General features: G+C 65.1%; 13 protein-coding genes. 3 read left to right on the top strand and 10 right to left on the bottom strand.

The genetic code is table 11. From position 1 onward, the window contains the following. Positions 1–15: 15 nt before the first annotated feature. Positions 16–780: a CPBP family intramembrane glutamic endopeptidase gene (locus K7H93_RS04565; protein ID WP_230782681.1), complete on the bottom strand. Its 765-nt coding sequence runs from the start codon at positions 778–780 to the stop codon at positions 16–18. A 488-nt stretch (positions 781–1,268) separates the two neighbouring features. Between K7H93_RS04565 and rplK the strand changes: the two genes are divergently transcribed. Then, positions 1,269–1,700, top strand: a complete 432-nt coding sequence (gene rplK / locus K7H93_RS04560) for a 50S ribosomal protein L11 (protein ID WP_010234086.1) — start codon at positions 1,269–1,271, stop codon at positions 1,698–1,700. A gap of 3 nt (positions 1,701–1,703) precedes the next feature. Then, entirely contained in the window at positions 1,704–2,399 is a 696-nt protein-coding gene (gene rplA / locus K7H93_RS04555; protein WP_010234088.1) for a 50S ribosomal protein L1, read from the top strand. 57 nt (positions 2,400–2,456) lie between these two features. On the opposite strand, the gene K7H93_RS04550 is transcribed toward rplA, so the two are convergent. The 4 genes from K7H93_RS04550 to K7H93_RS04535 are packed head-to-tail and all read right to left on the bottom strand — an operon-like array spanning position 2,457 to position 6,690. Beyond that, the gene (locus K7H93_RS04550) at positions 2,457–3,365 is read right to left on the bottom strand and encodes a GNAT family N-acetyltransferase (RefSeq protein WP_230782680.1); all 909 of its coding nucleotides are present in this window, start codon (positions 3,363–3,365) and stop codon (positions 2,457–2,459) included. Next, on the bottom strand, positions 3,365–4,342 hold the full coding sequence (locus K7H93_RS04545) for a polysaccharide deacetylase family protein (protein WP_230782679.1): 978 nt from the start codon (positions 4,340–4,342) through the stop codon (positions 3,365–3,367). Before K7H93_RS04545 ends, K7H93_RS04550 begins: the two co-directional genes overlap by 1 nt. 58 nt (positions 4,343–4,400) lie before the next feature. After that, positions 4,401–5,159 (bottom strand): competence/damage-inducible protein A, encoded by a 759-nt coding sequence (locus tag K7H93_RS04540; protein ID WP_010234094.1) that lies wholly within the window; start codon positions 5,157–5,159, stop codon positions 4,401–4,403. Between the two features lie 7 nt (positions 5,160–5,166). Next, positions 5,167–6,690 (bottom strand): flavin-containing monooxygenase, encoded by a 1,524-nt coding sequence (locus tag K7H93_RS04535; protein WP_230782678.1) that lies wholly within the window; start codon positions 6,688–6,690, stop codon positions 5,167–5,169. 37 nt (positions 6,691–6,727) lie between these two features. Between K7H93_RS04535 and K7H93_RS04530 the strand changes: the two genes are divergently transcribed. After that, complete coding sequence (locus tag K7H93_RS04530; protein ID WP_230782677.1) at positions 6,728–8,812, top strand: TonB-dependent receptor; 2,085 nt, start codon at positions 6,728–6,730, stop codon at positions 8,810–8,812. Here K7H93_RS04530 and K7H93_RS04525 read toward each other — a convergent pair. The 5 genes from K7H93_RS04525 to K7H93_RS04505 all read right to left on the bottom strand — a co-directional run bounded on the left by K7H93_RS04525 (position 8,800) and on the right by K7H93_RS04505 (position 12,945). Further along, positions 8,800–9,345: a DUF421 domain-containing protein gene (locus tag K7H93_RS04525; protein WP_230782676.1), complete on the bottom strand. Its 546-nt coding sequence runs from the start codon at positions 9,343–9,345 to the stop codon at positions 8,800–8,802. The two genes, K7H93_RS04530 and K7H93_RS04525, sit on opposite strands and share 13 nt — an antisense overlap. Before the next feature lie 80 nt (positions 9,346–9,425). After that, positions 9,426–10,436 (bottom strand): fumarylacetoacetate hydrolase family protein, encoded by a 1,011-nt coding sequence (locus tag K7H93_RS04520; protein WP_230782675.1) that lies wholly within the window; start codon positions 10,434–10,436, stop codon positions 9,426–9,428. Beyond that, on the bottom strand, positions 10,433–11,083 hold the full coding sequence (gene maiA / locus K7H93_RS04515) for a maleylacetoacetate isomerase (RefSeq protein ID WP_230782674.1): 651 nt from the start codon (positions 11,081–11,083) through the stop codon (positions 10,433–10,435). Before maiA ends, K7H93_RS04520 begins: the two co-directional genes overlap by 4 nt. Positions 11,084–11,258: 175 nt before the next feature. After that, a complete protein-coding gene (locus K7H93_RS04510; protein ID WP_230782673.1) occupies positions 11,259–12,434 on the bottom strand; it encodes an acyl-CoA dehydrogenase in 1,176 nt (391 codons plus the stop codon). Between the two features lie 94 nt (positions 12,435–12,528). Next, positions 12,529–12,945 carry a response regulator gene (locus tag K7H93_RS04505; RefSeq protein WP_054523588.1) on the bottom strand — a complete coding sequence of 139 codons (417 nt, stop codon included), beginning with the start codon at positions 12,943–12,945 and terminating at the stop codon, positions 12,529–12,531. Between the last annotated feature and the right edge of the window lie 9 nt (positions 12,946–12,954).

Genomic DNA, 12,954 nt, shown 5'->3' with positions numbered 1-12,954 from the left:
GGAACAGCCGCCTGCCTAGGTCAGCCAGCCCAGGCTCTCGCTGTAGGCAAGGCTGAGCATCAGCGTGTCGACTGCCGCGTGGGCGAGGATGCAGGCCCACAGATTGCCGCGATTGGCGATCCGCAGCCAGGCGAGGAACAGCCCGACCGTCGCGGTCACCAGCACTCCGCCAAGCCCCTGATAGAGATGCGCCAGCCCGAAGATCGCGGCCTGGATGATCGCGGCGGGCCACTTCGCACCACGCATTCCGCGCAGTCGCATCAGCCGGTCCATCAGGAACCCGCGATAGAGCAGTTCTTCGCCGAAACCTGCGGCAAACCACGCGACCAGCACGATCCACAGCGCGAAGCTGACCGGGCCGGCCGTTGCCAGATCGGTGATCATCGAAATGTCGACCTTGGGCAGGTCCAGCGCATCGATCGCCATCCCGCCCAGTCCGAACAGCGCGACGATGCCTCCCAGGCCCAGCGCCGCCAGCCCCAGCGTGCGCCGCGGATTGACCGGCGGGCGGATGCTCCACGCGTGGCGCAGGCAACCGTCGGATGCCAGCCAGGCGCGCGCCACGATCAGCGCGGCGAGCATGCTGAGCACTGCGCTGGACAGCAGCATGGGATTGGTCATCACGAAATTCTGCGCGTCCCCGCCGCTCCCCAGCAGAAAGGCGAAGGGCACTGCGACCGAGACGCCAAGGTAAACCCCGGCGACGGTGGCAAGCTGAAGCACGAACCGCAGCCAGCTGAGGCGGCGAAGGCGGTTTCTGGCGAGGGAGCGCTGCTTCATCTAGTCCTATACGTGTAGGATTGCCTGCGGTTTCGCAACCGCCCGCTGGCCCCGGCGGCTTTGCTAATGCGACCCGCTCTGCAATGATCGGCGCGGTGTTCCTTCAGGGACGATCGCGGTTCGGAAAAAGAAGCCTGCAACGGTGTCGATGTGTCACCCCAGGGTGAAGGGCGGCTTGGGCAAAGGTTTGATTGTCAGGGCCTTGGAGCGGATCGGTCCAAGGTCGGTCCAGGGTGACACATGGGTGACACGTGTCACCCTGTCGCCGGGGCAGAAGCCCTTGCCTGAACCGGGCTGCTAACGCCTCGGAGCAATGGCTTGCCAGGCGGCGAATCGCTTGCATTTCGCGGCAAAATCGCTATCTGCGCCGCTTCCCGAGCACAGCTTTGGAAAACCCCATGCGGGAGGCGATCCCTGGATCGCCGCTCACCGCTTACCATGAGCGTGGTGCGAAATCGCTACGCGACAGTGAGAAAAGGAGGCCTCTCATGGCCAAGAAGATCGAAGGTTACATCAACCTTCAGGTGCCCGCCGGCACCGCCAACCCCTCGCCGCCGATCGGCCCTGCGCTGGGTCAGCGCGGCGTGAACATCATGGAATTCTGCAAGGCGTTCAACGCCGCGACGCAGGACCTTGAAAAGGGTGCTCCGATCCCGACCAAGATCACGGTCTATGCGGATCGCAGCTTCACCTTCGTCACGAAGTCGCCGCCCGCCAGCTTCCTCATCAAGAAGGCGATGAAGATCAAGTCGGGCTCCAAGGAGCCGGGCAAGAACATCATCGGCTCGATCAAGACCAGCCAGCTGGCCGAGATCGCCGAGACCAAGATGAAGGATCTCAACGCGAACGACATTGACCAGGCGGTCAAGATCATCGCCGGTTCCGCCCGTTCGATGGGCATCGAAGTGGTGGAGGGCTAACCGATGGCTACTTTGAGCAAGAAGCAGAAGACGCTGGCCGAGAAGCTGGACGCCGAAAAGCTGTACACCTTTGACGAAGCGCTTTCGACGCTGCGCGAGCACAAGGCGAAGTTCGACGAGACCGTCGAAGTCGCGATGAACCTCGGCGTCGATCCGCGCCACGCAGACCAGATGGTCCGCGGCATGGTTTCGCTCCCCTCGGGCACCGGCAAGACCGTGCGCGTCGCCGTGTTCGCCAAGGGCGACAACGCCGACAAGGCGCTGGCTGCTGGCGCCGACAAGGTCGGCGCCGAAGACCTGATGGAAGACATGCAGGCCGGCAACCTCGATTACGACCGCGTGATCGCAACGCCGGACATGATGGGTGTCGTCGGTCGCCTCGGTAAGGTGCTGGGCCCCAAGGGCCTGATGCCGAACCCGAAGCTGGGCACCGTGACCCCGAACGTGGAACAGGCCGTGAAGGACGCCAAGGGCGGCCAGGTCGAATTCCGCGTGGAAAAGCAGGGCATCATCCACTCCGGCCTCGGCAAGCTGTCGTTCAAGGACGAAGAGCTGAAGACCAACTTCAAGGCTTTCACCGACGCGATCGTCAAGGCGAAGCCTTCGGGCGCGAAGGGCAAGTACCTCAAGAAGGTCACCCTGACCTCCTCGATGGGCCCGGGTCTGAAGATCGACCTGAGCGAAGTCGAAGGCGCGTAAGCCTTTTACTTCACTGGAAATTTCAGGAGGCCGGGGCGGAAACGCTCCGGCCTTTTGCTATGCCTTGAGCAGCCTGCGCGCCGAAGCCAGCGAGCGATTGCCCTGCACCAGCACCTTGCCCCGGGCCACGCCCGCATCGAAACCGGCACGCGCACCCAGCAGCAGGCGGTTGGCGACGGTCGGTCGCAGCAGCACGAAGGAACAGCAGGCAATGGCGTGTGTGCCGAACAGCGCCTTGTGCGCGCCTTCCCCTTCGGTGAAATCGAAGAAACGGAAGCGCTCTTCCTCGAACAGCATCCGCAGTGCCTCCATCTGCAGCACCGTCCCGGCGGACAGCCCTGCATGCGCGGGATCATAGCCGAGATGGGCATAGACCAGCGTGTCCCCGCGCACCGGCAGCGACAGGTACGCGACGGGCTCGCCATGCAGAAACAGCAGGAAACACCGCATCCGGTCAGCCGCAGCATCGGCCAGCATCGTGGCCCGCGCCTGCTCGCTATCGGGCAGCCCGGCATCGAGCAACCGCGCCTGATAGGTCTTTTCCGACAGCGGCAGAGCCAGATCGAGAAAACGCGCGACCTCCTCCGGCGTGCAATAGCTGCGCACATCGAGCGTGCCGCCATCAGCCTGCGCGAACTTGCGCGACTTGCGCCGCAGCGTGCTGCGCGTCTTGCTCGAAAAGCGGGTGAGGTAATCGTCGAAACTGCCGTCCATCGCGATGTAGTGGCGGCGGAAATCCTCGCGTGCGCCCACGATATGACCGGGAAAGCGCGCCGCGATTGTGTCTGCCATGGCCACCGGCGCGGACAGGACACGTACTCCGTCGGCAGTCGCGTTTGCGCGGTCAGGCGTGCGCCCTACCAGCGCGTCTTCGAGTGAAAAGGCCAGCGGCGTGAGCATGCGCCTGGCCGAGAACAGCCGCCGCGCGCCCAGCGTGAAGGCGATCTGGACCGGCTCGGCGGCCATTACTGCGCGCCGTAGAGCGTGTTCGAAACCGCCTGTTCGGCATAGCGCAGGCCCACCGTCCACGCGCTGGCCGGGACCGGGCGGGGCATCTCCGAGCGCCGGAAGACCCTGACCGGGGGCGACTGGGTAAAGTCTGCGGTCCACAGACCATCGGTCTCTGCAAGGAAGCGGCACAACCCCTCGAAGCGATTGCGCACGACCTTGTTCACCGCGAGGCTGCGGCGATTGATCAGCTCGAAACTGTGCGAGACGATGGTGAAGCAGGTCATCCGCCCGTCGCGGGCATGGAGCAGAGCTGCCTCCATCTCCTTCAGCGAAAGCGCGGTGATCTGCGCATGCCGAACACCGCCGCCGATATCGCCGACGCAGGACACCGGCACTTCGACAATGCCCTCGTATAACAGCGGCTGGGTGTCGGTTGCGCGCAGGTCGAGTGCGCTGTCACCATCGGAGATGCCAGGGGTATGGCTGCTGTCGTAGTGCAATCCGATCTCGTTGAGCGCGCGCAGGGTATCGCGGTTCGCACCATAATTGCCCGCGCGGAAGGCGACTGGCACCGGAGCCCCTGCCGCCACCAGCGTGTCGCGCGCCCATTCTAGAATGCGACATTGCTCCTCGAACGCGAAGTCCTTGATATTGCGTCCGGCCAGTCCGTCGAATGGTCCGTCCGCCGGGGCCAGCCCAAGCCACTCGGTGTGGCAATGCAGTTGCACCTCCTGCCCTGCGGCGAGGATCGGTGCGACCACATCCTCGATCGCGCCAACGCCCCAGATCAGCGCAGGCATCGGATCGACGAAGAACACCGCGCGCTGGCCGTATTGCTCCAGCAACTCCAGCTTGTGGGTGATCCCGGCAGGCCCATCGGGGGTGATGCATGCGATCGATCGCGCGAAGTTCTCCGCCCGATCGACCCGGCATGGCCGATGCGGCAGGGCGGCCGAATACTCGGTGTCGATGGTGAGGTAGACGCTGGTCATGGCATGCGCAGGTTAGCCACGTTTCGGTTAAGACGCGGTTCGCGTCTCCCTTGCGGCGTCAAATCCCGCCCGCGACCGGCGCGTGGCCTGCCTCGCTCAGGCTGTCGCGCAGGTCCTTTGCGCAAGCCGCCAGCGCTTGCGCATCGGTCGACCGGATGACGAAGTTCGCGCCGACCTTGCCTTCGCGGAAGAACGGGTAGCTGCCGATCTGGCAATCCTCGTGCGCCTTTTCGATCTTGCGCAGCAGGCCCGCAACCTCGCTCTCGGCGGTCCAGCAGCCCATCGTTTCGCTGAGCAGCGGGGCACCGCCTTCAAGCGTGCCGGTCAACGCGTCGAGCATGCCTGCGGTGATGTGCGGCACGCCGGCCATCAGGAATACGCTGCCGATTCTGATCCCGGGCGCGCCGGACATGCGGTTGGGAATCAGTTCGGCCCCTTCGGGCACCCGGGCCATGCGCAGCCGGTCTTCGGTCAGGCCGCCCGGCTTGTCCGTGTAATAGCGTTCGAGGATCGCCCGCGCTTCGGGGTGGATCACCACCTCGCGCCCCAAGGCGGCGGCAACTGCGTCCACCGTGATGTCGTCATGGGTCGGCCCGATCCCGCCGGTGGTGAAGAGGTAGTCGTTGGCGCTGCGCAGCGCGTTCACCGCCTCTACGATCCGGTCTTGCACGTCGGGCACCACGCGCACCTCGGCCAGGCGGATGCCCTGCACCTGCAGCCATGCGGCGACCTGCGCGATGTTCTTGTCGTGGGTGCGGCCGGAGAGGATCTCGTCGCCGATGACGACCAGCCCTGCGGTCCAGATACGTTCGCTCATAATGCTCTCAGCTGGTGCTGCCGGCGGTGGTCGTCCGGGCGGGTGCGGCGTCGCTCGCCGGGGCGTGGGGCAGCGCGCGGAAGTGCAGGATACCATCGTCGACCGGATCGCTCTTCATCTGCTTGCGGTCGACCCGGTAGTCCTGGTTGAGCCGCCACGGGAAGCCGACCGCGTTCTTCGGCATGATCGCCTTTGAGCGCTGGATGTAGCCGGACGAGAAATCGAAGATGTCGTCCTCCTCCAGCGCGGCCTCGTCTGCCGCCGAGAGAGCGGGCACCGCGATGTCCATGCCCTTGGCGTCCATCATGTTCAGCACATCGCACACATAGGCCGCGTTGAGGTCCGCACGCAAAGTCCAGCTGGCGTTGAGATAGCCGAACACCACCGCGAGGTTGGGCAGGTTCGAGAACATGCACCCCTTGTAGTAATAGCGCTGCGAGAAATCGACCGCCTCTCCGTCAACCGAGATCGCGATCTTGCCCGCCACCGCGAGCTTGAGGCCGGTCGCGGTGACGATGATGTCCGCGCGGATTTCCTGCCCGTCCTCCAGCACCACCGCGTCCTTGGCGAAGCGGGCGATCCTGCCCGTCACGACCTCGGCCTTGCCGCTCTTGATCGCCTCGAACAGGTCGGCATCGGGCACCAGGCACAGCCGCTGGTCCCACGGGTCGTAGGGCGGGGTGAAGGCGGCCGGGTCGTACTTGTCGCCGAGATGGCCCTGCATCTTCTTGGTCAGGAATTCCTTGACCTTCTCCGGCTGGCTCTGCGCGCGCTTGAAGCCGATGTCCTGCATGACCACGTTTTTCCAGCGGGTGATCTTGTACGCGGTCTCCTGTGGCAGGATCTTGCGCAGGAAATTGGCCAGCCCGTCGCGCGCGGGACGGCTGAACATCCAGGTGGGCGTGCGCTGGAGCATGGTGACCTTGGCCGCCTTGCTCGCCATTGCAGGCACGATCGTCACAGCGGTCGCGCCCGATCCGATCACCACCACGTGCTTGCCCTCGTAAGACAGGTCTTCGGGCCAGAACTGCGGGTGGACCACCTCACCCTCGAATTCGCCCAGTTCGAAGCCGGGGTCGTAGGGCTCGTCGTAATCGTAATAGCCCGAGCCGAGATACAGCCAGTTCGCGGTCAGCCGCTTGCGCTCGCCTTCGGCGGTGACGACGGTGACGATCCAGCGTGCGGTCGATGAGTCGAAATCGGCGCTCTCGACCATCATTTCGAAGCGGATATTCTCCCGAATTCCGCGCTCGTCGACGATGCGGTTGAGGTATTCGAGGATCGAGGAGGCATCGGCGATGCTCTTCTCGTGCTTCCACGGTTCGAAGATGAAGCCGAGCGTGTGCATGTCGCTGTCCGAGCGCACGCCGGGGTAGCGGAACAGATCCCAAGTGCCGCCCAGCCGCTCGCGCCTCTCGAGGATCGCGTAGCGCTTGTCCGGGCACTCCATCTCCAGATGCGCGGCCATCCCGATGCCGGAAATACCCGCGCCGACGATCAGCACGTCGAAATCGGTGTCACTGCTATCCATCGCCCATCACTCTCCGTCTTTGTTCGCAACCTATCGCATGATCCGCCCGATGGCGAGAGGGTGGCTGACGCCGCTGCGCATCGTGGCTAGGGCGTTGAACATGCCTTGGAACCCGCTCCGCTTCGCTCTTCTGGCCACCGCTGGCCTCGCCACGCCCGCACTGGCGCAAGAGGCGACCGATGGCGCGCAGGACACGGTGATCGTGGTCACCGGGCGCGGGCTGGAGGAAACTCCCGCGGCGCCTGCATATGGCACGGTCGAGATCACCCGGGAGGAGGTGCTGGGCACTCCGTCGGGCCGGATCGAGGAGGCGCTGGCAGGCGTCGCAGGCTTCCAGCAATTCCGCCGCTCGGACAGCCGATCCTCCAACCCGACCGCGCAGGGCGTGACCTTGCGCGCGCTGGGCGGCAACGCGACCAGTCGCGCGCTGGTGACGCTCGACGGGGTGCCGATGGCGGACCCGTTCTTCGGCTACGTCCCCTTCGCTGCGCTGCTGCCCGAACAGGTCGGGCGGATCGCAGTGACGCGCGGCGGTGGCTCCGGCCCATTCGGCGCAGGTGCCTTGGCGGGGAGGATCGCGATCGAGAGCTTGTCGCCCGAGATGCAGGCCCCGCTGGGGGCGAGCGTGCTGGTGAACGATCGCGGTGGGACCGAGGCGGCGGGTTCGTTTTCCCAGGCGCTTGGCGCAGGCTACGCGACCGGCGCGGTCCGTTGGGATCGCGGGCCGGGGTTCTATACGGCCCCCGAAGACCAGCGCGTCGCTGCCAGCGTGCCCGCGCGGTTCGACAGCCTCTCGGGCCAGCTGCGGGCGGTGGTGCCGCTGGCGAGCGATCTGGAACTGCAGGCGCGGGTGCTGGCGTTCGACGATGCACGCACGCTGCGCTTCGCCGGGGCGGACAGTTCGGCGAGCGGGCAGGATTATTCGGTCCGCCTGGTCGGGCGCGGGCGCTGGCAGGTCGATGCGCTGGGCTATGTACAGACACGCAATTTCTCCAACCTGATCGTCAGTTCGAGCCGGTTCGTGCCGGTGCTCGACCAGCGCAACACGCCCTCGACCGGGCTGGGCGGCAAGATCGAGGTCCGCCCGCCCGTTGGCGATGCGCATACTTTGCGCGTCGGGATCGACTATCGCCGGGCGTCGGGAGAATTGCAGGAGACCCCGATCAGTGCGTTTACCGGGCAGGTCACTGCGCGGCGGCGTGCAGGCGGGGTCACCAGCGATCTCGGGATCTTCGTAGAGGACGACTGGGAAGTAGGACAGCTGGTCCTGACCGGCGGGCTGCGTGCCGATCGGACGGTGATCGCCGACGGCTTCTACCGCGAGAGCAACGCGGCCGATGCGGTGGTGACCGACACCGCCTTCGCCGACCGCCGCGACTGGACGCTGAGCTGGCGTGGCGGCGCGCTGCTGCGGGCGACGCCTTCGCTCGACCTGCGCGCAGCGGCCTATAGCGGGCTCCGGTTGCCGACCCTGAACGAGCTGTACCGCCCCTTCGTGGTGTTCCCTGTTGTGACGCAGGCCAATGCGGACCTCGCTAACGAGCAGCTGCGCGGGGTCGAGCTGGGGCTCGACTGGCGACCGCTCCAAGGGGTCGCGCTATCGCTGACCGCTTTCGACAACCGGCTGGAGAACGCGATCGCCAACGTCACCATCGCGCCTAACCTGCGCCAGCGCCGCAACCTGCCCAAGATCGAGACGCGCGGGGTCGAAGCCGGACTGCGTGTGGCGCGGGGGCCGATCCGCTTCGACGGCAGCGTGAGCTACTCCGACCCGCGCGTCGAGGGCGAGGGGGCGTCGCTTGCGCTCGACGGCAACCGCCCGCCGCAAAGCCCGCGCTGGATGGCGGCGGCGAGCATCGCCTACGCTCCGTCGGATCGGACCCGGATCGCGCTCTCGCTGCGCCATGTCGGCGATCAGTTCGAGGATGACCTTGAAACCGATGTCCTGCCCGCCTTCACCACGCTGGGGGCATACGCGCAGGTGCCGCTTGTAGGACAGCTCGATCTCGTGCTGCGGGCCGAGAACCTGTTCGACGAGACGATCGTCACCCGCAACGATGGCGGCGATCTGGACCTAGGCGCGCCGCGTACCGTCTGGGCCGGGCTGCGCTACGGCTTCTGAAGTTCGGGCGAGGGATCGCGCACGTCGTCCACGCCTTCGAGGATTGCTGGGTCGAGGTTCGGCCCGTGCATCACCGAGATATCGCCGGTGGTCTCCAGCACAACCGCGCGCACCTCGTCGAAACTCATGGTGTTCGATTCGCGCAGCTTGGCGATGATGTCGGATCGCGACACGCGGGTCTTGCTCATCGCTTCGGTACAGAAGCGGCCGTCGATCATCAGCAGCACGGGATCGTTCTGGATCGTTTCCTCGAAGGTCTCGGATTTCTTGCGGACCTTCGCGATGACCAACTGCACCGCGAACAGCGCGAACATCACCACAGCTGCCTGCGCAAAACCCTGCCAGTCGGTCGCGCGGCCCATCCCGGCCAGCACGGTGCCGCTGGCGACGGTGATGACGAAGTCGAAATTCGTCATCTTGGAAAAGCTGCGCAGGCCGACGATCCGGGTCAGCGCGATGACATAGACGATCCCGATCGCGGTCAGGATCGTACCGCGGGCGATCAGGTCGTAGGTGGTATCGTCGAAGAACATGTGCGTGCCTCCTGTGGTGACTGAGAGAGGACGTTCCCGGTGCGCCACAAGCTCACCGGGAACGGGAGGCGGATGAATTCCTAGGCTTCGACGACCTTCTGCTCGATCGCGCCGAAGATCGAATGGCCCTTTTCGTCTTCCATCCAGATCTTCACCGTGTCGCCAGGGTGCATGAAGCGCGTCTTGGCTTCGCCGCTGGCGATGGTTTCGATCATGCGGATTTCGGCAATGCACGAATAGCCCTTGCCGCCTTCGCTGACCGGCTTGCCGGGGTCGCCGTCGGGCCCCTGATTGGAGATCGTGCCCGATCCGATGATGCAGCCCGCGCCCAGATTGCGCGTCATGGCCGCATGCGCGACCAGATCGGCGAGGCTGAAGGTCGCATCCTGGCCGACATCGGCGCGGCCGAAGGGATCGCCGTTATAGTCGACCATCAGCGGCAGCTGGATCACCGCGCCCTTCCACGCATCGCCCAGCTCGTCGGGCGTGATCGCGACGGGGCTGAACGCGGTCGCGGGTTTGGACTGGAAGAAGCCGAAGCCCTTGGCAAGTTCGCCCGGGATCAGGCCACGAAGGCTTACGTCGTTGACCAGCATCAGCAGCTTGATGTGATCCGCCGCTTCGTCCGAAGAGACGCCCATCGGCACATCATCGGTGATGCAGGCGATCTCGCCTTCCATGTCGCAGCCCCAGCTCGTGTCCTTGAGCGGGATATCGGCGCGCGGGGGGAGGAAATCGTCGCTGCCGCCCTGATACATCAGCGGATCGTGGTAGAAGCTTTCGGGCACCTCGGCGCCGCGCGCCTTTCGCACCAGTTCGACGTGATTGATGTACGCGCTGCCGTCGGCCCACTGGTACGCACGCGGCAGCGGCGAATGCGCCTCACGCTCGTGGAAGCGTTCGCACGGAACGGCTTCGTTGTTCACATCGCGGTAGAGCGCTTCAAGCTTGGGCGCGATATTGGCCCAGTCGTCGAGCGCGTCCTGCATGGTCGCCGCGATATTGTCCGCCGCGCAGTAGCGGGTGATGTCTTTCGAAACGACTACCAGCTTGCCGTCGCGCGTTCCGTTATTCAGCGTCGCGAGTTTCATTGGACTGTCTCTCCTTCGGGGGTGTCGTTCTGGTTGTCGGGGTGCGCCCGCTGCACTTCATCCAATGCGAGGCAGGCGGCTTCGATCCGGGTTGTGTGCGGCGCGTCGGAGAAATCGTAGCCGAAGCGGCGCGCGTTGTAGATTTGCGGCAACAGCACGACTTCGAAGAAGCCGGGCGCATCAAACAGGAAGTCGCCGGTGTTCAGCTGCGCGAGCCTTCGTTCGATCGGCTGCAATGTGCGCGCGAGCCAGTGGCGGTACCAGGTGTTCACGCCGTCCTGATCCTGCCCGTATTCGCTCGTCAGGTACTTGAGCACGGGCAGGTTGAGCGGGGCGTGCAGCTCGGTTGCAATGGCATAGGCGAGTTCGCGCGCGAGATAGCGCTGCTCGATATCGGAGGGCAGCAGCGGGTTTTCGGGGTATGCCTCGTCCAGCCATTCGATGATCGCCATCGACTGCACGCGGTCCTTGCCATCGACTGCCAGCATCGGGACCGTGGCAAACGGGTTGCGGCTGGCAAACGCCTCGTCCTTCTGCTGGCTCTCGACCAGATTGACCGGGCAATTCTCGTATTCGAGGGCCTTCAATTGCAAGGCGAGCCGCAGGCGGTAGCTCGTGGAGCTGCGGAAGTAGCCGTAGAGTTTCATCTCATCCTCTCCTGCGCCGGGCCGCTGGGTTCGCGGCTCTGACACACCTGACACACAGTCCTAAGACGAAAAACCGGCCTCCGGTTCCGAACCTTTGCCGGTCTCGGTCAGTGCGGGCGGGGAGGGCTGCATTCCCCGCCCATCGCACGGCTGGCGCATGTAGGACAGGCAGTCTTCAGAACGCCGGAATGCCCGTGATGGCGCGGCCCAGGATCAGCGCGTGGACATCATGCGTGCCCTCGTAGGTGTTGACCGTTTCCAGGTTCACCATGTGGCGGATCACCTGATATTCCTCGCTGATGCCGTTGCCGCCATGCATGTCGCGAGAGACGCGCGCGATGTTCAGCGCCTTGCCGACATTGTTACGCTTCACGATCGAGACCATGTCTGGCGACCAGTTGCCCTCGTCCATCAGGCGACCGACGCGCAAACTCGCCTGAAGCCCGAGCGCAATCTCGGCCAGCATGTCGGCGAGCTTGAGCTGGTAGAGCTGCTTGGAGGCGAGCGGCACGCCGAACTGCTGCCGGTCGAGCCCGTATTGCTTCGCCGCATCCATGCAGAATTCGGCAGCACCCATCGCGCCCCACGAAATGCCGTAGCGTGCGCGGTTGAGGCAGCTGAACGGGCCTTTCAGGCCCTGCACTTCGGGGAACATGGCGGATGAGGGCACGCGCACCTCGTCCATCATGATCATGCCCGTGGTGCTGGCGCGCAGCGAGATCTTGCCTTCGATCTTGGGGGCGGAGAGGCCTTCCATGCCCTTTTCGAGCACAAAGCCGCGAATGGCACCGCCGTGTTCCTCGCTCTTGGCCCACACGACGAACACGTCGGCGAAGGGCGAGTTGGAAATCCACGTCTTGCTGCCCGAGATGACGTAGTCGTCGCCATCCTTCTTGGCGACCGTCTTCATCCCCGCCGGGTCGGAGCCTGCATCGGGCTCGGTCAGGCCGAAGCAGCCGATCAACTCGCCGCTGGCGAGGCCGGGGAGGTATTTCTTCTTCTGCTCTTCGCTGCCGAAGGCGTGGATCGGATACATCACCAGGCTCGACTGCACGCTGGCCATCGAGCGGTAGCCGCTATCGACCCGCTCGATCTCCCGCGCGATCAGGCCGTAGGCGACATAGCCCGCGCCCGCGCCGCCATATTCCTCCGGAATGGTCGCGCCCAGCAGGCCCGCCTTGCCCATTAGCGGGAACAGTTCGGGCGCGCTGGTTTCTTCGCGGAAGGCCTCGATGACGCGCGGCTGCAGCTCGCTCTGCGCGAAGGCGTGCGCGGACTCGCGGATCATCCGCTCGTCCTCGGTCAGCTGGTCGTCGAGGCGGAAGGGGTCGGTGGCGTCGAAGGGGATCATATCGGGGCTCGCTAGTAGATGTGCAGCAGCCCATGGCAAAGGGACGGCCCATCGGGCAAGCCCTGCCGTCCCGCCTGCCTGCGCCGGGGCGCGATCAGACGGTCTGGGCGTCCGGCGTTGCGGCGTCGATCATCGGCTCGTCTGCGGCCTGATCGCAGGGATTCAAAGTCGAATGTACCTGACTGAGGATTTCGCCGGGCGGGCAAGGCTTGGACAGCGCGGGCGCATCGGGGAAGCGCGCATCGACCTCGTCCAGCGGCAGGTGGCCGGAATGGAAGATCACCGGCACATCCTCCGCGATCAGCTTTTCCGCGAAGGGATAGACGACCGTGTCGTTCAGCCGAATGTCGAGGATCGCGAGATCGGGCCGCCGCTTCTGAAAGGCGAGCATCGCCGAGTTGAGATCGGCATGCGGGCCTTCGACGAGGTAGCCAGCCTCGGCAATCGTGTCGCACAGGTCCAGCCCGACGATCGGTTCGTCTTCGGCGATCAGGATGACAGGCTGGTCCATACACTCTCC

The organism is Citromicrobium bathyomarinum, from assembly GCF_021021475.1.
Taxonomy (GTDB): domain Bacteria; phylum Pseudomonadota; class Alphaproteobacteria; order Sphingomonadales; family Sphingomonadaceae; genus Alteriqipengyuania; species Alteriqipengyuania bathyomarina.
The sequence above is the reverse complement of the archived record's forward strand: the minus strand, read 5'-3'. Positions and strand labels throughout refer to the sequence as shown.